A 24,576-nucleotide genomic window follows, 5' to 3' on the forward strand; every position below is an offset into this window, starting at 1 on the left:
TGACAGAACTAAATATTTTCTACATATATTTACTTATGTTAAAGGTTGCCACTTGGAGCGAAGCGACAAAATAACTATTCTCTAAAAATTCGTTTCAGGAAAAAATATTTTAATTGTTAAACGGAAATTCCAGCTTGATTGGGATTTCCGTTTTTTATTTATGCCTATATTTTAATATTTAGCGATCTATCCCTTTACATCATCACTCAAACTAGCTTCTTTTTATGGCCCTAAGTTTAATTAGCCTAATATCCGTAAGTCAAAGCAATATACCAACGTCACAAGTGGGCTAATTAAAGATTGTCAATAGTAAAGACACGCAATAAAATTACAATCTCCAACAATCCGTTGTTCATCAAAATTTTTATCTTTAAATATGCGAAGACCTTTTCTCTCTGTTATCATTATTTTGGCTGGCATCTTGTCAACTTCAATCGTTAAAGCACAGAATCCACAGTGGAACGCTGCTGAAATTAAACTTCATCTAGAAAAACTGAACGTACTGGGGTCGGTACTCTATTTTGCAGCACATCCTGATGATGAAAATACCCGGCTAATCGCTTGGCTAGCGCAAGAAAAAAAATATAAAACAGGCTATTTATCCCTAACGCGAGGTGATGGTGGACAAAACCTCATCGGAACAGAACAAGGTATTGAACTCGGATTGATTCGAACGCAGGAATTACTGGCTGCTCGAAAAATCGATAAGGGTGAGCAATTTTTTTCCTCGGCATACGATTTTGGATTCTCGAAGACTCCAGAGGAAACTTTCGAATTCTGGGATAAACAGCGTGTTCTCCGCGAAGCCGTATGGATTATCCGCAAATTTAGGCCCGATGTTATCATCACACGTTTTCCTCCCGATCCAAGGGGTGGCCATGGTCATCATCAAGCTTCTGCGATTCTAGCACACGAAGCCTTTAAAGCTGCTGCTGATTCAAATCAATTCTCAGAGCAACTTCAATTTGTACGCCCCTGGAAAGCTAAGCGCCTCCTTTGGAATACAGCTAATTTCGGAGGTCAAAACAATACCCGTGAAGATCAGTTAAAAATAGATATCGGGGATTACAATGCTCTTCTAGGAGCCTCTTATGGTGAAATCGCCGCACACAGCCGTTCATCACACAAAAGCCAAGGCTTCGGTTCGGCTAGCCAACGCGGCTCATCAATCGAATACTTTGAATATGTAGATGGCGTACCTGCAGAAAATGCACTCTTGGATGCTGTTGACACCTCATGGAAAAGAATGCAAAACAGCAGTAAAATCCAGTCATCCATTGATCACATCAATCAAACATTTCAAATCGATAAGCCCGAATTGATCATTACTGAATTGATCCAACTTTACAAAACATTGGATCAAATTGATGATGAATACTGGAAGTCTGAAAAGAAAAAAGAGGTTGAAAAATTAATCCTTGCCTGCGGTGGAATTTGGTTCGAAAGTATCGCCAAAAATCCATCTTATGCCTTGGAAGATCAGATCAAAGTGGAACATGCCATTATTGTTCGACGTCCAAATGTAACCGTAGAGCTGACCCAAATAAATGGAAATAGCATTCATGAAACACTACAAATCAACAAGCTACACAGAGACTCTGTTCTTATACATGCCGACAGGACGACACAACCCTACTGGTTGATTGAACCGCATGGGAAAGGTAAATTTAACGTCAGCGATTTCAACCTGACCGGCTATCCCGAAAATCCCTACGTTCCAGAGGTATCATTTCAACTCCGTATCAATGGAGAAAATATCACACTCAGTCAACCCATCAAATATAAATATACCGATCCTGTCCGTGGTGAAATCTACGATCCCATTGTGATCGTCCCACAGTTGACGGCTAAAAGTTCCAGCCCTTTGGCACTTACACAAAATGCTGCTGGCGTCAAAGTAAATTTAACCTTTCAAAAAAATGGACAGGCAGAGACAGCGACTTTTAATGTCACACCTAATCTACCTGAAGGCTGGGAAATTTCGCCCAATTCCTTTTCGCTCTCTTTTAATAAAGGCGACCGTACAATTTCAAAAGAGATCAGCATAAAACCCTTAAACGCCTCGAGATCTTCTATCGATACGCTTGGATTTCTGCTGGCGCAAAATGAAAGTTTGAAAGAGATAAAAGCCATTGATTATCCGCATATCCCCAATATTGTGTATTTCCCAGATATCGCTATAAAAATGAGCAATATCAATCTGATCAACGACGTAAAGCGAGTGGCATACGTCCATGGAGCAGGGGATCTAATTCCGGAGTCGTTGGCTGCCATTGGCATCAAAGTCGATGTGTTAAGTACCGAACAAGCTGTAAAAACAGATCTTTCTAGCTATGACGCGGTAATTCTGGGTGTCCGAATATTCAATGTTAACAAACAAATTGCTCAGCTCCAAAACAAACTACTGCCGTATGTAAAAATGGGTGGAACAGTCGTAGAACAATACAATGTAAACAATGGGCTGATCTCAAAAAACTTTGGCCCCTATCCCTTTAGCATCGGCAGAAGCCGCGTAACGGATGAACTTGCAAAGGTGCACTTCGATAAAAATGATCCGATTTTCAACTACCCAAATAAGATCAGTGAAGCGGACTTTGATCACTGGGTACAGGAGCGGGGGCTCTACTTTGCGGAAGATATTGATAAAAAGTACCGCACTCCGATCACCCTGCAGGATCCCGGCGAACCGTTACATAATGGCTCATTACTCATTGCGCAATATGGAAAAGGTAAATTTGTTTATACATCTTTGTCTTTTTTCAGACAATTACCTGCCGGAATTCCCGGAGCTTACAGATTATTTGTAAATTTGTTATCAAAATCAAAATAATATTATAATGGAAAATCAGATTGACAACAACTGCACTTCAATAGATGCTGGCAAAGCAAAAGGAATTATTCTTTTAGTTGCTGTAGTATTTGGTGCATTAATTGGATTCACTGCAAACGAGACATTTCTAAGCATCTTCGGTGGTGCTATTGTCGGATTGATTATCGCTGCTATTTTTAATAGCGTTATCTATCCTCAAAAGCCTTCAGATAGATAAGAAAGATGAATAGCTGGAAGCGTATCTACTGGTTGGTCGTCATCTGGCTATTTGTATTCATCCTTTTTCTGTACATTTTCACGAACCACTATTCATGAGTACAGCAGATTGGGTCGTTTTATTTCTGACACTCTTAGTTATTGTCCTATATGGCGTTTATAAGAGTAGGGGTATAAAAAATATTGATGGATATCTTCTAGGTAATCGTTCTTTACCTTGGTATCACGTCGGATTATCGGTAATGGCGACGCAAGCGAGCGCCATTACTTTTTTGTCCGCCCCCGGACTGGCCTATTCTTCTGGAATGAGTTTTGTCCAATTCTATTTTGGCCTTCCATTGGCCATGATTGTGCTTTGCATTACATTTGTCCCTATTTTTCATAAGCTAAAAGTATTTACAGCGTACGAATTTCTAGAAAAACGTTTTGACGTCAAAACCAGAGGGCTCACTGCCATTCTTTTTCTGATACAACGGGGTATATCAACGGGTATTACCATCTTTGCACCAGCTTTAATTATATCGACCATCCTTCATATCGATCTAACATGGACCACGTTGGCCATAGGAAGTTTCGTTGTTATCTATACGACCTATGGAGGAACCAAAGCCGTATCTCATACACAGTTGCTTCAGATGAGCATAATTTTTGGATCATTACTCGTAGCAGGCATATTAGTTATCCATCTCCTACCAGCGTCTATTGGATTATCAAAAGCACTTCATATTGCAGGAAAATCAGGAAAAACCAACGCTTTGGATTTTACTTTTGACCTCAATAATAACTATACGCTTTGGACAGGACTAATCGGTGGTTTTTTCCTACAGCTTTCCTACTTCGGAACCGACCAGAGTCAAGTAGGCCGTTATTTGACTGGGGCTTCGATCAAAGAAAGTCGCATAGGGTTGATTATGAATGGATTAATGAAAATTCCCATGCAATTTGCTATCCTATTGATTGGAGTCCTGGTATTTGCCTATTATCAATTCCATCAGCCGCCCATTTTTTTCAATCAGGTCGAGATCAAGAAGCTCAAGGAAAGCAAATATGCTCCTGACTACCAGATTCTCGAACAAAAGCATAGTGAGCTATTTAAAACACGTGAATCTGTGGTTCAGCAGCTCAATACAGCATTGGATCACGACGATGAAAAAAGAATTGCTGATTATCGATCCTCACTGGGTCAACTTAATGGAAAAATGCAAGCGGTAAAAGAAGAGACCTTGGACTTAATCAAAAAGAACAACCCCACAGCAGAAACGAACGACAATAATTATGTCTTTCTTTCTTTTGTGACAAGTGTCTTTCCGAAGGGCCTAATTGGGCTACTAATAGCGGTCATTTTCCTCGCATCGATGGGGTCTACGGCAAGTGCTATAAACTCATTGGCCTCAACAACGACCATTGATATTTACAAAAGATTTATTAACCGCAATTCATCTGAAAAACAAGACCTTTTATGGTCGCGTTTATTTACATTGATCTGGGGTATATTTACTGTTATTGTTGCTTTGTATGCTAACCGATTGGGCAATCTCCTCGAAGCGGTCAATATCTTAGGCTCACTATTCTATGGTACTATCCTGGGGATTTTTATCGTCGCCTTCTACATGAAGAAGATCCAAGGCAAAGCTGTTTTTTCTGCGGCCATTCTTTCCGAAATTATCGTGATAGCAATATGGACTATGAATAAGATTCCTTTTCTCTGGTTAAATCTTATTGGCTGCGTAGCTGTCATGTTAATCGCTTATATATTACAGCTGGGAATGAAAGCGCCTCGGTCTATTAAAGACAAAATGGATCTTGAGTAAAATAAAAAAGCCTGATTGATCAGGCTCAGTATTTTTTATAGATATTGTACAATACACTCTTATCGTATATGGTCAATTCGGGGGTTGTATCCCGAACGACAAACTTTCGTTTAAAGGCAACGATAGCGGCTTTTAAATTGGATGTGTCATAACCAATAATTTTAAGCGCATCTATGGCATTAAAGCTGTCGGGAGGGGCTACTAGCTGACCTTCATCATACCATATCCCAAACCCCCGCTCTGCAAGCTTCTTCCACGGAAAAAAAACGCTTGGGTCATTCTTGCGAGATGGTGCAATATCGGCATGCCCAATAAAATTATTGGGGGGGATTAAATAACGCGATTTCAGGGTGTCAAGCACAGTCATCAATGAATTAATTTGTGCCTCAGGAAAGGGTTCCCTACCATTGTTATCCAATTCGATACCAATAGAACAGGAATTCATGTCGACGATAGAACCCCATTTTGCCACCCCCGCATGCCAAGACCGAACATAATCGTTCAGCATCTGTATAATTTCGCCATTCCGGCCAATCACATAATGTGAACTCACTTTAGTTCTTGGAATCTGAAAGGTTTTGATCGTCTGCCCAATACTATCTTGTGCTGTATGATGAATGATGACAAAGTTAGGTTTACGTACATCATAATGTATGGCCTCCTCTTGGCGCCAATAAGGATGGCTTCCAGACTTCTGTAAAAACACAACCTTTCTTTCCTCTGGTGTCAATAAATTGGTATCTAGCTTAGCTTCGACCTTTTCTTCTACAACTAATGCAGAGGCAAAAGACGCCACTAGCGGTTTTGCAACCACCGGCTGTATCTTCGACTTGCAGCTCGCCAAAGACAGCAATGAACAAAGTAATATCCCTACCGACACAGATCTGAACATTATTTTGGTAAACTATAGACTATACCCATCGCCAAAGACTGGCTTAATTGTACTCTTGAAATGACATCCGGATCATAAATCATAATACCATTTAAGTTCACATTGATGACTCTAGTGACTTTTGCTGTTACAGTTACATCTAAACGGTGCGTAGGATTGGAAAGTTTCTCGTAGTCAGCAAAAAGGTTATAACGAGCCTTGACATTCAGTTTATCTGTGAAGTTTTTGTCCAAGTTACCCGTTAGCTGAAATGCCAGTGCATTGGCAAAAGAACGGTCTTCCTTTACACCAAATCGTTCACCAGTACCTTTTCGCTTATTGCTTTCAGATTCTGGCTTACTCATATCAGGCAAAAGATAATAGCCATATTTCTGATAGAAACTTTCTGCCGAACGAGGCTTAACTCGCTCATCCAAGATAAAAGTCTGGCGTGCAGTACCCGTACCAAAACGCAAAGAAAATTCGTTATTAGGCTTATACTCAAGACCGAAAGATTCTGTCAGATAAGCTGGTGCCATAAAAGCGTTCTCAATATAGTCAATTGTATCCTTTCCATTAACAGGCTTATATTTGTAGCCTGCATCGAATTGCGACTCAAATGTCACCGACGTAAACAATGCCCAATTGGCAGACAATTTATAAGAAAGCTTATTATCCCAAAATATACGGTCATTATTCTTCTTCGCAATATTATTGGTATTCTTTATCTTTCCATACCGCAAATCAACTTCGGTCACAAAGTTGAAATTGTCCTTCGTATAATCCGATTTATGATTCGCATTCAATCCTACAGCAATAGAACCAACACCACCACCTTTCCAATTATCATTAAATGACGCCTGGTTTAAATTTATCCCGAATTTTGTCCAATGTTTCCAATAGTCTACTTCCAGGTCTAGTTTTGGAACTATAGGACGAATCGTTTTAATATTTAACGGTTGTTCTTTCTGTACAGAAATTACGGTATCTGGTTTTGCTCGAAGATCTTTCAGATCCTGTGCTTTTAAGCTGGTAATAGAAAGGCAAAGCATAACTATGCCGGCAAAATTGAATAACTTCATTCTGAAAACGTCTATTTTTTGTTTACGGTACTAATTTATAATTAATTGTTGGAAAAGGCTCAATAAAATATTGCGAAGGGTTCAATTGATACCGTGAATAACAATCCTTGATATAATTCGCCAGTTCATAATCACTCGCTGCGAGTATAAAGAAATAGGAGGGTCTAAATATCCTTCTAAATCGTTCAGCTTCTTCGCTATTTAAGCCTGTAATCTTGCTGATAAGCTCTTTCGTAAATTTATAATCGATCACATTTTCCTTATAATCATTCTCAATGGTTTTAGTTAGTCGACGTGCTCTTTTAGCCTCCTTGCTAAATAAACTATAGATTGAATTAATGCTTAATCCAGCACCATTTTGACCAACAGAAAATACGTCTCCATAACCCGCAAGACGATATGCCTTCTCATAATCCTCTTTTGCTTTTTTCAAAATTTCTTCAGGCGTCTTGCGTGCAAAAACCTGAACTTCATCAATATAAAAAGATTCACGCACCAGATGAAACAGCAACACTCCACGGTTATCCACCTGAAGTGTATCTGGAAAATAGCCCTTACATAGCGCAACAATATGATCTCCCTGCTGGGCATTAAAGACAAACTCTCCTTTAATGGTATTATAATTGACCTCCCCGGTACGTAAGTTGGCCAGCTTTACATTTCCGATACGTTGTTTGGTATTTTTATCAAAAACGATACCCTCGACTTTTTTATCTTGGCAAAAAAGTGGAGAAGTAAAGCCCACAAGGGCAATAAGTAGAAAAATATATCGCAATAGTATCACTTTCGTAAAACTACTATATCGCTGTACAAAAGCGAAATATTTAACATCTTTTAAAGCGTAACTATTTAGATATAACCAATAGCTGACCTAAAGATAGGGCATCATCGGCAAGACCGTTTAGGGATTTGATCTGATCAACGGATACATTGTATAGCTTACTAAGCGAATATAACGTATCCTGAGCTTTAACCTCATGAATACGCATCGCCACAGGGCTCTTGATTTCTTCTGTTTTTACAACGGCAGGAGGTGTTTCTTGTACATTTTGTACGATCTCGACCTGTACAGTCTCTTCTCGTACAACTTTTTCACGCGGCGATTCACCACGGTCATATTGATCAAGATGGTATCTTTCGATCATTTCGATCAACAATTCCGGATAACGCGGATTGGTGGCGTATCCAGCCGCTTTCAAGCCTTTGGCCCAGCCTTTATAGTCGTTCTTATCCAACTTAAAAAGTGCCGCATATCGTGGTCGCAACAGAAACTCTGAGTGATCCCGAAAAGATTGTTCGGGATTTTCATAAACACGAAAGCAGTCATTGATATTGTCATCGGGACGAGTCACGGATTTTCCTTTCCAAACGCCACCACATTTAATACCGAAATGATTATTGGCCTCACGTGCTAAATAGCTATTACCATTACCTGATTCCAGTAAAGCCTGAGCAAGTTTAATGCTCGCAGGAATACCATATTTATTCATTTCTGCAACGGCCACATCTTTGTAATGAGCAATATAGTCGTTGCCAGCCATGGTCGGTCGTCCCACAGAAGAGGATGAAGAAGTTTTTGAATTGGAGCCAGATTTAGAGGAGGATATTGTGCCTCTCCGGCTTGAACATGATGTAATCAACATCATGAATACAAACATGCCATAAAAAAACTTCTTCATGCAATACTATCGCGCTTATTTTTTTGTTGACGAGAATCTATTTTGCTTAGCATCATTATCAAACATATCCAAGTGATATTGTCTAATAGTAGCGAGTACTTTTGCTGTCCAACCTTTACTCGTAGAGTAACCCGAACGAGCAATCGCTTTTACCCAAGCTTCGTATTTTTCACCAGGATGTTTTTCAAAAAGACTCTGAGTAGTCTTTTTTCTTTTTACTATTCCTACAAAATCATCATAAGAGTCCATTACAGACCGATAACCTTTGTAAGCTGACCGAATAACGGTACTGTTGTTTTTTCCTTTGACACCAAAATGGTTATTCAAATTCTTTGCTACCCTGCTACCACCATTTCCGCTTTCATGCATAGCGATGGCTAAGATAACCGATGCTGGAACACCGTGTTCCTCCATCATTTCTTTTGCTATTGGACTGTACTTATCGACATATGCCGCATTACTTTGAGCTGAAACCTTTGTCAATCCAAAAGTTCCCAAAGCTAGTAACAGTACAAAGCTTTTTAATTGTTTTAAATTCATGAAGAATGTTTTAGTTCACAAATTACTTCTTGCGTAAGGCAAAAAGTCCGTCTCGAATCGGTAATATTACCTTTTCTACGCGCTTGTCCTGAGCTAAACGTGCATTCAAATCAATGATCTGCTTTGTTTGGTTGTCTGGTTTTGAATCTAACACCTTACCTTTCCATAAGACATTGTCAATCAAAATAAGTCCCCCAGACGGAACTTGATTTATTATCGTTTCGAAATAATATAAATTTCTCTTCTTGTCCGCGTCAATAAATACCAAATCAAATGTTTCATTTAATGTAGGTAATATGACCGCAGCATCTCCAATATGATAGCTGATTTTATCTGCAAATGCCGATTCATCAAAATACCCTTGTACGCGTTCTTGTTGTTCTGCATTGATATCAATGGTGTATAATATCCCATCTTCTTGCAGCCCTTCTGCGAGACATAATGTAGCATATCCCGTAAACGTTCCTATCTCCAAGATACGTTTCGGAGCAACCAATTTACTCAATAAAGAAAGAACTCTTCCCTGGTAATGACCAGATAACATATGGGGCATTGTTTCCTTCAAATAAGTCTCCCGATTTACCCTTTTCAGTAACGAATTTTCTTCGTCTGTAGTATGTTCCAAATAGGACTCTAAATCGTCGGCAACAATTTCCATAACCACAAAGGTACCAAAAAACTTTTTTATGATAAAAACTTTTTTTTACAAAAAACTGAATATCAGTCAAATACAATTACAACTTTGTAAAGAACATTTTTCGCAAATCGCGTCAGATGCATAAAAAAGCGCTATTGCCATTTTTTGATTTTCTATTTTGCTTTCAAATTTTATCAAAAAAATAACCCACTAAAAGGTGATATTTTAGCGGGCTATTTTTTATTATTAAACAACAAATATATTAAGCAAGATCAGCAGTGATCAAGCGTAAAAATTCGGATCTTGTGACATCATTTTGAAATGCTCCAGTAAATGCAGAGGTAGTCGTTACAGAATTCTGTTTCTGAACACCACGCATGGCCATACACATGTGCTTACATTCCATGACCACAGCTACGCCACGAGCGCCCAAAGTTTCTTGAATACAATCTCTGATCTCATTGGTAAGACGTTCCTGCACCTGCAGACGACGCGCAAAAATATCAACGACACGTGGTATTTTGCTTAAACCTACAATATGACCATTGGGAATATATGCGATATGCGCTTTACCAAAGAAAGGCAACATATGATGCTCACAAAGAGAATATACTTCAATATCCTTGACGACGACCATTTGACTGTAGTCCTCCTCAAACATAGCTCCCCGTAACACTTCCGCAGCATCGATATCATATCCATGCGTCAAAAATTGCAATGCCTTTGCAACACGTTCTGGTGTTTTCACCAAACCTTCGCGTTTTGGATCTTCCCCCAGACATTCCAATATATCTGTATAATGAGCAGCGATGCGATCTACCTTTTCAGTATTGTATTTGTCGATCTTAATATATCCATCCAACTCTTCGTTGTCAAATGAGTGTTGACTCATAGTTTCTACTATTTAAATGTATTAAAGATTAATCGCCAAAATATTCGACGTAATTATTTTCTGTTTCATGCAAACGGACACTATGCAAGATCACACCCTGTTCATCAAACAGCGGTTTTAAGATCTTAAATATTTCGATTGCGATATTCTCCGTAGAAGCCATGACACCTCTCATAAAATCAACATCTAAATTGAAATTACGGTGATCGACTTTGTCAATGATACTGCGATTGATTATTTCTTTCATAATCTTTAAATCGATCAAAAAACCAGTCTCCGGATTGACCTTTCCTTTAACTGTTACATAAAGATCATAATTGTGCCCATGCCAATTTGGATTGGAGCAAAGACCAAATACCTGTTCATTCTGCTCCTTACTCCAGTCTTCACGATAGAGCTTGTGCGCGGCACAAAAACGTTCACGACGAGTTATAAATACCATAATAGTACAAAGATAAGGCTTTAGCGGCAATTTTAACATCTCCTTTTAACCAATGCCGTCAGAATATAGTAATATAATGAAGTGCGCCTCCCTTTTGTTATCACACAGGGACAAAAAACTCGTTTTAGCTGTAATGTGATGTCGGTAATTTAATCTGCTAAGACTTTTGCAGCGCGTGTTTGTATGCATCCTGTTGACAAAAGCGTTGCCGATAATATCGACTCTTCAGTATACTTTTATTTTCTTTTTAGATAGGGTTTAGTTAGGGTTAGTTTAGGGTTTAGTTAGGGTTAGTTTAGGTTCAACCTATACTAACCCTAAACTAACCCTAGGCTAAGAATATATAAAAGCTAAGTTAATATATAGGAGATCCTGGGTGTTTCTGATTTCAGTCAGACAAAAACGAGACAGTTCAGACATGATGATCAGAAATTAGTTCGTAGCAAGGGATCAGCTAACCTTTATTATATACTCCTAGTTGACATTTATAAGAAGGGCTTCCTGCAAGCGAGATATTTTTATTCTAAAAAGAGGTCTGCGTACAAGATAATTTGTAATTTACCATCAAAACGAACTCGTCATGCAAATATTAGTGATTGCGGCTACTTCATTTGAATTGCAGCCTTTTCTCGAGGTGATATCAAATTACGATCAATGTGATACCCTAGTTACTGGTGTAGGCATGGTTGCCACAGCCTTTGAGCTGGGGAGAGTGCTGCACGAAAAAAAATATGATCTGCTCATTAATATCGGGATAGGCGGATGTTTGGATCGTACTATTGAAATAGGCTCGGTTGTCCAGGTCGTTACAGAATCATTCGTTGAACTAGGAGCGGAAGACGGTCATAATTTCATTCCAATAGATCAATTGGGCTATGGAAAGTCTTCATTTACCTCCTGTTTATGGAAAGATAAGGACCTTAGGCTTCCTTTTCTAAAGCAGGGGGAAGGAATTACCGTTAACAAAGTCCATGGCAGTACAGAAAGTATCGAAAAAATTCAAAACCTGCATCCCGATAGTCTTGTCGAAAGTATGGAGGGAGCTGCTGTTTTCTATGCTGCCGATAAAATGACAGTTCCCGTGATCGAGATCCGCGGCATTTCAAATTACGTGGAGAAAAGGAACCGTGCCACGTGGAACATTCCACTAGCGATAATGAATAGTAATAAGGCACTTATAAAAACATTGGAATATCTGAACAACTTATATTCAAAAATTTAATACAAAAGTCATTTACTTATTAAAAAATGACATAAAACTATAGAATTAGCGGGTTCAAATCTTCAAAATATCAATTTTAAATAGTAGATTTGTAATCTAAAAATTGACACTATTTTACAACTGATGAGAGAAATACAATTCAGAGAAGCACTTCGTGAAGCAATGAACGAAGAAATGCGTAAAGACGACAAAATATTTTTATTAGGAGAAGAAGTTGCTGAGTATAACGGAGCTTACAAAGTAAGTCAGGGTATGCTTGATGAATTCGGCGCAAAGCGTATCATTGATACACCTATTGCCGAACTTGGTTTTGCTGGTATTGCTGTTGGTGCTGCAATGAATGGTTTGAAGCCAATTGTTGAATTCATGACATTCAACTTCTCACTTGTTGCAATTGACCAAGTAATTAATGCAGCAGCTAAAATTCACTCAATGAGCGGCGGGCAGTTCTCCATTCCAATGGTCTTCCGTGGCCCTACAGGAAATGCTGGTCAACTTGCAGCCCAACACTCTCAAAACTTCGAGAACTGGTTTGCAAACACACCTGGTTTAAAAGTTGTGGTGCCTTCTAATCCATATGAAGCTAAAGGTTTATTGAAATCAGCTATTATTGATCCAGATCCTGTTATCTTTATGGAATCTGAGGTAATGTATGGTGATAAAGGGCAAGTTCCTGAAGAAGAATATTACTTGGAAATCGGAAAAGCTAATATTATCCAAGAAGGTACGGATGTAACAGTTGTATCTTTTGGTAAAATGCTCCCTCGCGTTGTCATTCCTGCAGTTGAAGAATTGAAAAAAGAAGGTATCAGCGTTGAATTAATCGACTTGCGTTCGGTACGTCCTATCGATTACCCTACAATCATCGCGTCTGTTAAGAAAACAAACCGTTTGGTAATCGTGGAAGAAGCATGGCCACTAGCGTCTATTTCTACCGACTTAGCATTCAATGTACAACGTAATGCATTTGATTACTTAGATGCCCCAGTTATCCGCGTAAATTGTGCAGATGTACCTCTTCCTTATGCTCCAACATTGATCGAAGCTGCTTTACCTAGCGTTGAGAAAGTTGTTAAAGCTGTGAAAGAAGTATCTTATATCAAGAAGTAATACGAATTACATCCTTAAAAAAAATTAAAATCCCTTTTACTGTGTAAAAGGGATTTTTTTTTATATTTAAACTGGCCAATTGTTGCTTACTAAAAAAATTAAAATTCCATATATGAAAAAATTAAGAATTGCCTCTTTAATGGCTGTATTTGCATTTCTAGTGATATCTGCTTCCGCACAAAAGAAATACACATTACGCGTAAATCCCGATTCAGGAAAAAAAATATCACAAAATCTTGTGATGACCATGGATATTGACGCTGCTGGCCAAAAAATGGTGACAGACCTTAATATGGGCTTTGATATCACCAATACGACGAAAAAAGACAACATATTTGCGTTCGATCTTAAATATACTGGAATCAACATGAAAATGAATATGGCAGGGATGGACATGTCATACGACTCCAAAAATCCCGAGGCTAATGAATTTTCTAAGCAGATGCATGCTACCTTAGGTAAGTTACTCGAAAATAGCATCAGCTTTAATGTTGATCAACTTGGTAAATCTTCAGATATCAAGTTACCTGAGGGTATCAACTTGCCATTTGATAAAAGTATGTTCGAAAATATAAGTACTGTATTACCTGAACAACCAATTAAACTAGGTGATTCATGGACATCTAAAACTGAATCAGATGATTCAGGCATTTCGGTGGAAAGCAAAATGACTTTAATAGAAGCAAATGAGCTAGGCTACAAAGTGAATGTTGAAGGAAAAATGTTCGGTTCGGATGCAAATCAGGTCGGAAACGTACAGGGTTTCTATGTCTTGGATAAAAAGACCTGCCTTACCAAGATAACAGAAATGACAAGTGCGGTGGATATGCCTGAAGCGAAAATAAAGACCACCTTAAAAAGTCAGTAAACGACTGGAAAGAAAAATAAAATAGGGGCTTTAGCCCCTATTTTATTTTTTTATATATCAAAATTATGCGTTGATCTCTTCTTTATATTGATCAGCAGATAACAAAGCGTCTACATCAGCAGCGTTGTTCAATTTAATACGAACAATCCAACCTTCACCGTAAGGATCAGAATTGACCAATTCAGGAGATGCATCAATAGCTTCATTCACCGATAAAATTGTAGCTGATACAGGTAAAAACAAATCCGAAACTGTTTTTACGGCTTCAATTGTACCGAAAACTTCATTAGCGGCTACTTCTTCACCTACAGTGTTTATGTCAACAAAAACGATGTCACCCAATTCACGTTGAGCGAAATCGGTAATCCCTACAACTGCTTCATCACCTTCAACACGAATCCATTCGTGATCTTTGGTGTATTTCAATTCTGCTGGAAAATTCATTGTATTTAATTTTTTGATTTTTAATGCCGTGAAGTTACAAAATATCTTTAATTGTCAAAAATGATATTCATCATAACATTTTTGTGTTTATTTTTAAGCTATGAATCCTCAAATCGAAAGACTTTACCAAATTTCACAAAAGAAAGAACGTCGTATTATTGGCCTGATGTCCGGAACATCCCTGGATGGTCTTGATATCGCCGTGTGCCGCATAGAAAATGCAGGTAAAACAACGAAAATACAGCTCGAGAATTTTACTACAATGGATTATGAGGATGATTTTAGAGAACGGGTGCGTGAAGTTTTTGCAAAACGAAATATCGACCAGCAATTATTTTCGGGACTTCATGCTTATATTGGAGTCACGCATGCCAAATTAATCAATACAGCATTGCAACAATGGAATATATCAAGCAGCGATATTGATTGTATAGCCAGCCATGGGCAAACCGTATACCATGCTCCTCAATCGTTGACCAAAGACCGCAATTGGCCCAACAGCACCTTACAGATTGGAGATGGAGATCATATCGCGGTAGATACAGGTATCATAACCCTATCTGACTTTAGGCAAAAACATATTGCTGCAGGAGGAGAAGGGGCACCTTTGGCAGCGTATGGCGACTACCTTCTTTTCTCGCATGCAACAGAAAATCGATTCTTACTGAATATTGGCGGTATTTCTAATTTCACATTTATCCCAAGCCATCAAACAAAGGCGAAAGCTTATGCAACAGATCTCGGTCCAGGCAATACAATGATGAACCAATACATGAAGGCGAATTTTGATCAGGAAATGGATAAAGATGCCTATATGGCTAAAAAGGGCCACGTAAATGATGCGCTATTGAATCAATTATTAACGGAGGAGTTTCTAACGCTGCCCTTTCCAAAAACCACCGGACCGGAACTATTTAATCTCGCTTATCTCGAAAGGGCACAGGATTGTTCGAAAACAAACCATATCCCACATGAGGATGTTATGGCTACCCTCAATCGCTTTGCTGCTCATGCGATGGTCAATGGCATTCGCAAGCAGTCAGAAGGGCTATCTGATGTAGCGGTGTACATTAGTGGTGGTGGACTACACAATCCATTGCTATTCGATTACATCAAAAGAGGCTTACCTACCTGTAATGTTGAAAGTTTTGCAACATTGGGTATCAACCCAGATGCAAAAGAGGCTGTTCTTTTTGCGCTATTAGCAAATGAGGCTTTGGTAGGTAACAAATCCAATGTAGCACAAATTAAAGACTCTCCCGCTGTCTGTATGGGCAAAATCAGCTTACCTGAATAATTATTCTGTATCGATGGCTTCTTGTAAAAACTCTTTAAAAGGAAGCATACTTTTATAGGAAGCCACGATATTATCCAGTGCATTTTTTGAAGATAACTCCTTTGTAGTTAAAGATCTATCCAACACAAAACTTTTCAATTTGATAAAGTCAATAAACGGATTATCTTCACTATAGCCGGCCGGCGCACGTTTCAGTAAATCTTCTTTGAAAAGCGCAATATTACTGCCAGTCAATACTGTTTTTAAAATTTCATCCAATTTATCACCACTGTAATCAATTTCTTGTCTTATTGCCTCTAAATGTTGCTTTTCAGGACGCCAATACCCACAGGCGATAAATGAATTTTCTGCTCCAATATGAATATAGTACTCTGGTCCCTGCAACTTTCTTCCATCAACAGAAATTCCTGCCCCAAACCAACTTTTATAAGGAGTTTTATCATTTGAAAAACGTGTATCTCGGTAAATACGAAACAAACATTTACTTGCTTGAATGGAAGTATTAATTTTAGGGTCAAACTCGCTCAATGCAGCAATTAAATCTGTCAAAAAATTTCTCACATCAGCCAATGCAGCTTCATATTTAGCTCTGTTATCGGCAAACCACTCCCGAGAATTATTGGCTTTCAATTCCGTTAAAAAATCAAATGTAGATTTTTGAATGTGACTCATAATACAATCAATTGATTAAAATTAAGAAAACATAGACCATAGGTGCCGCTAATAACAACCCATCAAATCTATCTAAAAAACCGCCATGTCCAGGCAATATATTTCCGGAATCCTTTACGTGCAAACTACGCTTTAACATCGACTCTACTAAATCCCCCAATGTTCCAATAATACTGATAATTGCCGCAATACTTACCCATTGCCAAAGTGGAAGATAACCAAAATATTTTTCCAGATTTACAGCAGCAACAATAGCCAAGATTAAGCCCCCAAAGAAACCTTCCCATGTTTTCTTTGGTGAGATCCGTTCGAATAATTTACGTTTTCCAAAACTTCGTCCAGCGAGATATGCCCCGGTATCGTTTGTCCACAATAAGATCAAAAAACCTAAGGGTAGTACATAGTTAAAAGTACCTTGCATAAACCCTAATTTGGAAAATAGGAAGAAAGGCAATGTAACATAAGCTATACCCAAAAAAGTATAGGCAATGTCATTGAAAGGAAAAGTTCTCTTCTGAAAAAGTGAAATAATATAAGTCGCACTTATAAATGGGATAATCAGTGCTAAAAATTTTACCGCAAGCAGGTCCATCGAAACTAATGAGCCCAAAACAAATAGGAGTAAGGCCAGTGTTATGCCTATCCACTTATTTGGGGCGCGTTCTTCGGATGAAACTATTCCATAGAATTCATAAAGACACCATGTACTGAGCAGTGTAAAAAAAATGGAATAGACATAAGCGCCCAAAAGAGTGGCAGCTATCATGACAGCCACAAAGATTACCCCCGTTATTGCTCTTGTTTTCATCTCTTAAAGCCCTCTTTCTGCTTCCTCAATTAATGTTTCGGCCACATCAATAGATCCTTCACTGACATAGAGTTCAATTTTCCCAAATAAATAAGAAGAATCTTGTTTATTCATTGCGACAGTAGGAATACCATTTTCTTCCAGCATTTGCTTGACTATCTCGGCCTGAATAGCATTTGTATATGTTTTAATTTTTTTCCAATCGTTCTCCATTATTTTCTTTTTGCGTTGATCTATAAAATAAGAATACAAAAATAAGAGTAAAAATGAAGCCTACAAGATATATCCACCAAGATTGTAATTCAAATGCATTGAATTCATCATAACTCTTTCCCTCTCTTACGTAATAAAATGCCCCGATTGTGGCTCCGGCATTGTTGACAAAGTGTCCAAAGATGGGCAGTACGATGTTCTTGCTCCATACATAAAGATAGCCAAAAAAAGCGCCCAATAACATGCGGGGAACAAAACCAAAAAATTGCAGATGTATCGCACTGAAAATAATGGCAACAAGCCATATAACCACATGCTGATTGCTCAACCATCTTCCTATTATTTTTTGCAAAACACCGCGGAACAACAATTCTTCACCTATGGCCGGCATCAAAGCCAGTACAACAATATTATACAAAAAGCCGGCTACACTCGACTCCATAATAATACCCTTGATTAAATCGGCCGATTCCTTTTCACTACGCTCCATCCAACGCTGCAAAGATTGCATATTATTGGGCAATTGTAAGGATTCATTCCAATGACCGATCAGACTCATCAAAGGCATAAAAGAAAGCATTGCTAAAAATATATAGCCAAATTGCATTCCGCTAGGCCAATTTTTCAATTTAAAATAGGTTATACCATATCCTTCGCGTGTATTCATCAGATAAGCTGGCACAACAAAAGATCCCAAGCTACTCATTAACAACATAAATCGCATATCATTAGCAGAGCCATTCAGTATAGACTCCAAGGAGAAGACCTGCCCTGTAAATGAATAATAACTTGCAATAATCAGAATGGCAATAATCTGCGAAACAATGGAAAAACCAATAACCATTAAGATCAAACGTAACAAAGATTGAAACGGATGGGGTGTTTGTTCAGGAAACATATCTAGTAAATATCAGTTAAAGATAACAATAAAAGCAAGATTTATTAAAATCGTCATGTCCAATCAAATTTTAGCATCTGGTTTGTATTGGCCTAATGAAAACGAATGATATGATCTAATTACGATAAAAACCACACGAGATATATTCAATCATCTCGGATATGGATGCAGTTACATACAAACTATATGATCAAAAAAGGGCTTTGAATTTCATCAAAGCCCTTAGATTTATACTCTTTTAATTCACCCGAATAGGATCGGCTGGTTTTTGTAAATTTTTGTAAGGATACGTTTTCATTTCTTCCAACAATATCTTCACCGTTCTTTCAAGTTGGGGATCACGACCCTCCAAAAGATCTTTAGGCAACTGTTCGATAAATACATCAGGAGCCACACCTTCATTTTCAATAATCCAATTTCCTTTTAGGTCATAGACACCGAAGTTTGGCGAAGTAATACGGCCGCCATCCAACAAAGGAGGATAGCCACTTATACCAACCAAAATTCCCATGGTCGTACGACCGACCAATTTGCCCAGCCCTTTAAAACGGAACATATATGGCATCATATCGCCACCTGAGCCTGCATTTTCATTAATGATCATGGCTTTCGGTCCATAAATACCATTTCCTGGTGTAGTAAATCCTTTTCCATCACGAATTCCCCAACCAGCAATCAGTTCACGGGACAAAAGATCAATGACATAATCGGCGACCCAGCCACCACCATTGTTTCTTTCATCCATCAGAAGAGCCTTTTTATCCATCTGAGCGAAATAATAACGATTGAAATAGGTATATCCTTCAGCACCGGTATTTGGCATGTATACATAAGCTATTTGCCCATTACTCAATTCATTTACTTTCTTACGGTTCCTTTCGACCCATTCCATGCTACGCAAATTCATCTCATCGCTAAACGAGATCGGTTTAACAATTACTTCACGAGCGCCGACCAATGAAGGTTTTGAATTGACCTTCAACGTAACTTGTTTACCAACAGTATTGTCAAATAAACTATAGATATCCTTATCTTCAGTCAATTCAGCACCATTAACAGCAACAATATAGTCTCCTTCTTTGATGTTTAATCCCGGTTCAGCCAATGGGGCTTTGAACGATGGATTCCATTCAAGACGCGTAAACAATTTAGCAATCTGATAGTAACCATTCTTTACGGTATAATCTGCTCCCAACACACCAACTGAAACTGACGGCGTGGAAGGTTGATCTCCAGGATAGATATAATTGTGTCCCACGACCATTTCTCCCATCATTTCATTCAATAAATAACCAAGATCAGAACGATGGTTTACAAAAGGCAGGAATTTTTCATATTTGGTTTTCATCGCTTTCCAGTCAGCACCATGCATGTTTTCAACATAAAAATAGTCTTTTTGCATTGACCAAACTTCGTTGAATACCTGTTTCCATTCTGCAGCAGGATCCACCAATTGCTGAATTCCGCCTAGCTTAACTTCGCCGGCAGTAGGAGAGGCCACTTTTTGCCCAGCCGTTACAATATTGAATCCATTTCCCGTTTGATATAACATCTTCTTACCATCGGCACTAATAACAAAACTGCGGGCATTTTCGACTAAGGTTTTGTTTTCGAGATCTTTAAAATCATATGCTCCGATTGTTCCCCCACGTTGGTAAGTCAATTGATTTGGCACTAAACCATTCAAATTCCAGTAAGGACCAGCAGGCAAAGGGAGGGCAACTATTCGGTTTTCTATACGATCGAAGTCAACTTGAATAGATTTATCAATGGGCTTACTTGCTACTGCCTCTTCCTTTTTATCCTTTTTAGGTGATTTTTTATCGTTTTCTTTTACACGATCTTTTTTATCACCATCTCCTTCTTCCTTTTTATCCACCTTATCCTCACGGATTTGTTCCTCATCACTATCATTCTTAAAGAATGATGGCGTTTTGCTGGATAAAATAAAGGCATATACGGCATAATCAACATTACGCTGTACAGCAGACATATGTAAGCCAGAATTTGTCAACCCTGTATTTGTACTCGCTGTAAAAAATAGATATTTACCGTCCTGAGAAAAAGCTGTACTACGTGCAGAGCTCATACCATCCGTAATTTGCTGAGTTTTCTTTGTATCTAAGTTAAACATAAACACAGCGGGTACCCCGTTTTCCAGTGTACGTATAAAGGATATCCATTTTGAATCTGGAGACCAGCTTGGTTGGAAATGATTGGATACACGGCCAGTTTGACCGCTCAATTTATCGTCTGCAACTTTAACAATGGCCTTTGAAGCGATATCAATATAGAACAGATTAAGATGTGCATCATTGTAAAACAACTTCTTTGAATCCGGTGACCATGTTGGTTCGAAATAGAAGTTCGTTTCCCCTAAGTTAAAGTACAGGGGTTTATCTTTTCCAAATTGATCCATCAGCACCAACTGATAAGATCCATTTTTGTCTGAAATATAAGAAATCCATTTTCCATTTGGAGACCAATCCGGAAAACGCTCATGAGAACCCGGAGAATTAGATAAATTTCGGGCTTCGCCTTTCTCCTTAGGTACCGTAAATATCTCTCCGCGGGCTTCTAATAATGCCCGTTGGCCTGTTGGCGATAGGGTAGCATAACGTATATCGTCCTTAATGTCTTTATAATACGGTCTTTTATACATTACATCTGTATTCACCGTAATATGCAAAGGAGTGACTTTATTATCGTTGAGATTGAGCGTATTTAATACGCCAGCATATTCAAAGATCAACTCAGTCCCATTTCCATTCAGCGAACGCACATCGTAATCTTTAAAATCCGTTAGCTTTTCTACCTTTTTGGTTTTGGTATCATAGCTATAGATGTTAACAATTTTATCACGATCGGAAAGGAAGTAGATCTTATTTCCCAACCACAATGGTTTAACATCATTACTTTTAACCTGCGGAATAGCTTCTATTTCTTTGGTTTTCGTATCGAAGATCCAAATTGTCGGCATACCACCACCCCGGTAACGTTTAAAGGCAACTCGATCTCTTTCAGTAGGGTCAGTGTTCTTGATGTAAGCCCAGTAACGACCATCGGCAGAAGGGCTTCCCTGAGTCGCCTCAGGCATAATAAGCGCCTTGTCCATTCCCGACATTTGAATATTGGAGCTGTATAATCGTGGACTTAAAGCATAGGTGAAATCACGAGATGTCGTATAATATACTTCATCATTATTGAGCCATCCCCGCAATACATCCGACGAAGGGTGATAAGTGATCCGTTTGGGCTCACCACCCGTCACAGGGATGACATACACATCTGTATTTCCGTCATAATTTCCTGTGAATGCAACTTTCTTGCCGTCTGGAGAAAACATTGGATTCTGTTCCACACCAGGATTTGTTGTAAGGCGTCTCGGATTGGCTCCATTTTTTTCGGCAATCCAAATATCTCCACCATAGACAAAAGCAATATTGTTGGCGCTGATACTTGGGTTTCGAAGCAATAGGGTTTCTTGCGCTTTTGTTTGCAGAAAGGATGTACCGAGCAAAAAGGCAGCAAATAACTTGAAATGAGTTTTATTCATAAACGTTTAAAGGTTAAATTTACCACACACAAAACTACACTTTTGTAAAGTGGACCTTGTTAGTATATCAACAAAGTTGCATAAAAAATATGACAAAAAAAAAGTCCCACTTTGCAGCAGGACTTTCTTTTATCTATTGAGGATTAGAAACCGTATTCTTGTTCGATTTCTAACACAATTCCTTCATCAACCAAAACGCGACCACAGTGTTCACAAATGATGATTTTCTTACGTTGACGTATTTCTGATTGCATTTGAGCAGGAATCTTATTATGACATCCTGAACAGCTATCCCGATCAATCGAAACAACTGCAAGCCCGTTTTTGAATGAGTTACGTAAACGGTAATATACCTTTACCAAACGTTCTTCGATATTAGCCTCGGCCTCAGCAGCTTTAGCCAACAATGCATCTTCTTCTTTTTGAGTTTCAGAAGTAATTGTTTCCAATTCTTTCTTTTTTCCCTCAAGCTCATTTTTGCTATACTCAAGATTACCTACAGTAGTATCGTAGTTTTCTGTTTTGTTGCGAATCTCAAATTCAGCTTCTTTGATTCGTTTCTCACAAACCTGAATCTCAAGACCTTGGATTTCAATTTCTTTCGAAATAGCGTCGTACTCACGATTATTTTTTACCTCATTCAACTGCGACTCATATTTTTTGATCGCAGCTTGGGCATCTTTAATCATGTTTTTACGCTTAACGATCGAATCTTCTAAATCGTCTAAGTCTATTCTGATCTTCTCAATACGAGTTTCTAAACCCGCAATCTCATCTTCAAGATCTGCAACTTCCATAGGCAATTCTCCACGAACTTGGCGAATCTTGTCTATTTTAGTATGTATGGCTTGTAAAAGCCATAATGCTTTCAATTTTTGTTCTACGGTTTGTTCCATCAACTGTAGTATTTTATAGGATTTGTATCTATTTCTGTTGTTAAGGTTGCAAAGTTAGGAAATTTTTTCGTAATAATGTCGTACAATAATTCTTGCGTAAATTGTTCGCTCTCAAAATGTCCCGTATCTGCAATCACGATTTCACCTTCAGCATCAAAAAATTCATGATATTTATAATCTGCTGTAACAAAAAAATCAGCGCCTGAACGTTTGGCTGCAGCGAGTAAAAATCCACCCGAGCCACCACAGACGGCTACACGACTAACTTTTTTATCTAATAAGGCTGTATGACGAATGACATTCAACCTCAGTTTGTCCTTAAGATAAGCTAAAAATTCCAATTCAGCCATTGGTTCAGCCAAATTTCCAATCATTCCAGCACCAATTTCAGCAGCCGTGTTTTGAATATCAAACAAATCATAAGCTACTTCCTCATAAGGATGAGCTTCATAGAGTGCCAAGAGTAACTTTCTTTCAATAGATTTCAGGTAGATAACCTCAATTCGTGTTTCCTCAACACGCTCTTGAACACCAATCTCTCCAAGAGTAGGATCGGCCCCTTCTAATGGTCTAAAACTACCATAACCCGCCGTATTAAAACTACATTGATCATAGTGTTTTCCGATTTTACCTGCGCCCGCATCAAACAATGCCTGTCGGACATCTTCAACATGACTCCTAGGTACAAAAACGACCATTTTTCGCAATACATTTGTTTTAGATTGCAGTATAGCCTGATTTTCTAATCCCAATTTATCGGCAATTTTCGTATTCACTCCACCGGTAACATTGTCTAGATTCGTATGAATGGCATATAATGCAACTTTATGTTCAATTGCTTTAATAACCGTACGCTCCACGTAATTTCTTCCATTAAATTTTTTTAGCCCCCTAAATACAATAGGATGATGCGAAATAATTAAATTACATCCCTTATCAATGGCTTCTTTTACAACATCTTCTGTGCAGTCCAACGAAATGAGCACCTTTGTAATCTCTCTATTGGCGTCGCCCACAATAAGGCCAGCATTATCATAAGACTCTTGCAAATCTAAAGGAGCCAATTGCTCCAAATAGTCAATGACTTCTTTAATTTTCATGGTCTACAATTACCTCCTTTTCTCTAAATTTATTATGTTCCTCTAAAATTCTTCTATTCGCGTTAATTTCAAACCAATAATTAGCCAATGTCACAAAATGCATAATGATCAGTACACCGGAAATAGAAAGTGGGAGCGGAATATTTGTCGCCAGGTAAATCCATGCATATAGCGATCCTTTTCTAAAGGTAGGGTTTTCTTCCACAGCTATTTTTCGATCATAAAATTCATTGATCAAAGAATCCCTTAGACGGGAGGCTACCTGAAAATTCCAATAAATATTGACCAGCGGAATGGCAACTAACCACGATTGGTTAGGCGTCATTAATCTATTTTCTTTGGCGACCAATTTTAGTGTCTTTCGAATTGTATTTGCAAATAGAAGCCATACAATAATACGTATAGCAACAATACCCATAGCGGTATAAATTACTTCAGGCTTACTTAACTCTCTTATTAATTCCTCTTGCGTCATTGAACTATCTATTGCTT

General features: G+C 38.4%; 24 protein-coding genes. 7 read left to right on the forward strand and 17 right to left on the reverse strand.

Annotated elements, in window-relative coordinates; translation table 11 throughout:
• Positions 1 to 376 precede the first annotated feature (376 nt).
• From AAH582_RS24650 to AAH582_RS24660, 3 genes are all read left to right on the forward strand, one after another.
• On the forward strand, positions 377 to 2,830 hold the full coding sequence (locus AAH582_RS24650) for a PIG-L family deacetylase (protein ID WP_343320848.1): 2,454 nt from the start codon (positions 377 to 379) through the stop codon (positions 2,828 to 2,830).
• Between the two features lie 7 nt (positions 2,831 to 2,837).
• The gene (locus tag AAH582_RS24655; protein ID WP_046673201.1) at positions 2,838 to 3,047 is read left to right on the forward strand and encodes a hypothetical protein; all 210 of its coding nucleotides are present in this window, start codon (positions 2,838 to 2,840) and stop codon (positions 3,045 to 3,047) included.
• 94 nt (positions 3,048 to 3,141) lie between these two features.
• Positions 3,142 to 4,857, forward strand: a complete 1,716-nt coding sequence (locus AAH582_RS24660; protein ID WP_343320849.1) for a sodium:solute symporter — start codon at positions 3,142 to 3,144, stop codon at positions 4,855 to 4,857.
• 25 nt (positions 4,858 to 4,882) lie between these two features.
• On the opposite strand, the gene AAH582_RS24665 is transcribed toward AAH582_RS24660, so the two are convergent.
• From AAH582_RS24665 to AAH582_RS24700, 8 genes are all read right to left on the reverse strand, one after another.
• A complete protein-coding gene (locus AAH582_RS24665; protein ID WP_343320850.1) occupies positions 4,883 to 5,749 on the reverse strand; it encodes an N-acetylmuramoyl-L-alanine amidase in 867 nt (288 codons plus the stop codon).
• On the reverse strand, positions 5,749 to 6,810 hold the full coding sequence (locus tag AAH582_RS24670) for a DUF3078 domain-containing protein (RefSeq protein WP_343320851.1): 1,062 nt from the start codon (positions 6,808 to 6,810) through the stop codon (positions 5,749 to 5,751). The genes AAH582_RS24665 and AAH582_RS24670 overlap by 1 nt, the downstream gene beginning before the upstream one ends.
• Before the next feature lie 22 nt (positions 6,811 to 6,832).
• Positions 6,833 to 7,585: a hypothetical protein gene (locus AAH582_RS24675; protein WP_231585235.1), complete on the reverse strand. Its 753-nt coding sequence runs from the start codon at positions 7,583 to 7,585 to the stop codon at positions 6,833 to 6,835.
• A 70-nt stretch (positions 7,586 to 7,655) separates the two neighbouring features.
• Complete coding sequence (locus AAH582_RS24680; protein ID WP_046673196.1) at positions 7,656 to 8,489, reverse strand: glucosaminidase domain-containing protein; 834 nt, start codon at positions 8,487 to 8,489, stop codon at positions 7,656 to 7,658.
• Positions 8,490 to 8,504: 15 nt separating this feature from the next.
• Complete coding sequence (locus AAH582_RS24685) at positions 8,505 to 9,029, reverse strand: glucosaminidase domain-containing protein (RefSeq protein WP_046673195.1); 525 nt, start codon at positions 9,027 to 9,029, stop codon at positions 8,505 to 8,507.
• Between the two features lie 22 nt (positions 9,030 to 9,051).
• Positions 9,052 to 9,687, reverse strand: a complete 636-nt coding sequence (locus tag AAH582_RS24690) for an O-methyltransferase (RefSeq protein WP_046673194.1) — start codon at positions 9,685 to 9,687, stop codon at positions 9,052 to 9,054.
• Between the two features lie 241 nt (positions 9,688 to 9,928).
• Positions 9,929 to 10,558 carry a GTP cyclohydrolase I FolE gene (gene folE, locus AAH582_RS24695; RefSeq protein WP_046673193.1) on the reverse strand — a complete coding sequence of 210 codons (630 nt, stop codon included), beginning with the start codon at positions 10,556 to 10,558 and terminating at the stop codon, positions 9,929 to 9,931.
• A 28-nt stretch (positions 10,559 to 10,586) separates the two neighbouring features.
• Positions 10,587 to 11,000 carry a 6-pyruvoyl trahydropterin synthase family protein gene (locus tag AAH582_RS24700; RefSeq protein WP_046673192.1) on the reverse strand — a complete coding sequence of 138 codons (414 nt, stop codon included), beginning with the start codon at positions 10,998 to 11,000 and terminating at the stop codon, positions 10,587 to 10,589.
• Positions 11,001 to 11,580: 580 nt separating this feature from the next.
• Here AAH582_RS24700 and mqnB point away from each other — a divergent pair.
• The 3 genes from mqnB to AAH582_RS24715 all read left to right on the forward strand — a co-directional run bounded on the left by mqnB (position 11,581) and on the right by AAH582_RS24715 (position 14,200).
• Positions 11,581 to 12,222, forward strand: coding sequence for a futalosine hydrolase (mqnB, locus tag AAH582_RS24705; protein WP_046673191.1), 642 nt, complete (start codon positions 11,581 to 11,583; stop codon positions 12,220 to 12,222).
• Between the two features lie 123 nt (positions 12,223 to 12,345).
• On the forward strand, positions 12,346 to 13,332 hold the full coding sequence (locus AAH582_RS24710; RefSeq protein ID WP_046673190.1) for a pyruvate dehydrogenase complex E1 component subunit beta: 987 nt from the start codon (positions 12,346 to 12,348) through the stop codon (positions 13,330 to 13,332).
• Between the two features lie 112 nt (positions 13,333 to 13,444).
• Complete coding sequence (locus tag AAH582_RS24715) at positions 13,445 to 14,200, forward strand: DUF6263 family protein (RefSeq protein WP_343320852.1); 756 nt, start codon at positions 13,445 to 13,447, stop codon at positions 14,198 to 14,200.
• Between the two features lie 63 nt (positions 14,201 to 14,263).
• On the opposite strand, the gene gcvH is transcribed toward AAH582_RS24715, so the two are convergent.
• Complete coding sequence (gcvH, locus tag AAH582_RS24720; protein WP_046673188.1) at positions 14,264 to 14,644, reverse strand: glycine cleavage system protein GcvH; 381 nt, start codon at positions 14,642 to 14,644, stop codon at positions 14,264 to 14,266.
• 100 nt (positions 14,645 to 14,744) lie between these two features.
• Here gcvH and AAH582_RS24725 point away from each other — a divergent pair, with 100 nt between their 5' ends.
• Entirely contained in the window at positions 14,745 to 15,941 is a 1,197-nt protein-coding gene (locus tag AAH582_RS24725; RefSeq protein ID WP_343320853.1) for an anhydro-N-acetylmuramic acid kinase, read from the forward strand.
• Here AAH582_RS24725 and AAH582_RS24730 read toward each other — a convergent pair whose 3' ends face one another.
• The 8 genes from AAH582_RS24730 to AAH582_RS24765 form a co-directional block, all read right to left on the reverse strand.
• Entirely contained in the window at positions 15,942 to 16,613 is a 672-nt protein-coding gene (locus tag AAH582_RS24730; protein WP_343320854.1) for a DUF2461 domain-containing protein, read from the reverse strand.
• Positions 16,614 to 16,620: 7 nt separating this feature from the next.
• On the reverse strand, positions 16,621 to 17,421 hold the full coding sequence (locus tag AAH582_RS24735; RefSeq protein WP_046673185.1) for a phosphatidate cytidylyltransferase: 801 nt from the start codon (positions 17,419 to 17,421) through the stop codon (positions 16,621 to 16,623).
• 3 nt (positions 17,422 to 17,424) lie between these two features.
• Positions 17,425 to 17,634: a DUF2007 domain-containing protein gene (locus tag AAH582_RS24740; protein ID WP_046673184.1), complete on the reverse strand. Its 210-nt coding sequence runs from the start codon at positions 17,632 to 17,634 to the stop codon at positions 17,425 to 17,427.
• Positions 17,609 to 18,532, reverse strand: coding sequence for a CPBP family intramembrane glutamic endopeptidase (locus tag AAH582_RS24745; protein WP_343320855.1), 924 nt, complete (start codon positions 18,530 to 18,532; stop codon positions 17,609 to 17,611). Before AAH582_RS24745 ends, AAH582_RS24740 begins: the two co-directional genes overlap by 26 nt.
• A gap of 238 nt (positions 18,533 to 18,770) precedes the next feature.
• The gene (locus AAH582_RS24750; protein ID WP_343320856.1) at positions 18,771 to 22,088 is read right to left on the reverse strand and encodes a S41 family peptidase; all 3,318 of its coding nucleotides are present in this window, start codon (positions 22,086 to 22,088) and stop codon (positions 18,771 to 18,773) included.
• A 143-nt stretch (positions 22,089 to 22,231) separates the two neighbouring features.
• Positions 22,232 to 22,984 (reverse strand): zinc ribbon domain-containing protein, encoded by a 753-nt coding sequence (locus AAH582_RS24755; RefSeq protein WP_046673181.1) that lies wholly within the window; start codon positions 22,982 to 22,984, stop codon positions 22,232 to 22,234.
• Positions 22,984 to 24,084: a Nif3-like dinuclear metal center hexameric protein gene (locus AAH582_RS24760; protein ID WP_343320857.1), complete on the reverse strand. Its 1,101-nt coding sequence runs from the start codon at positions 24,082 to 24,084 to the stop codon at positions 22,984 to 22,986. Before AAH582_RS24760 ends, AAH582_RS24755 begins: the two co-directional genes overlap by 1 nt.
• The gene (locus AAH582_RS24765; RefSeq protein WP_046673179.1) at positions 24,074 to 24,559 is read right to left on the reverse strand and encodes a hypothetical protein; all 486 of its coding nucleotides are present in this window, start codon (positions 24,557 to 24,559) and stop codon (positions 24,074 to 24,076) included. Before AAH582_RS24765 ends, AAH582_RS24760 begins: the two co-directional genes overlap by 11 nt.
• Positions 24,560 to 24,576 lie beyond the last annotated feature (17 nt).

Origin of the sequence: Sphingobacterium multivorum (assembly GCF_039511225.1) — a bacterium.
GTDB lineage: Bacteria > Bacteroidota > Bacteroidia > Sphingobacteriales > Sphingobacteriaceae > Sphingobacterium.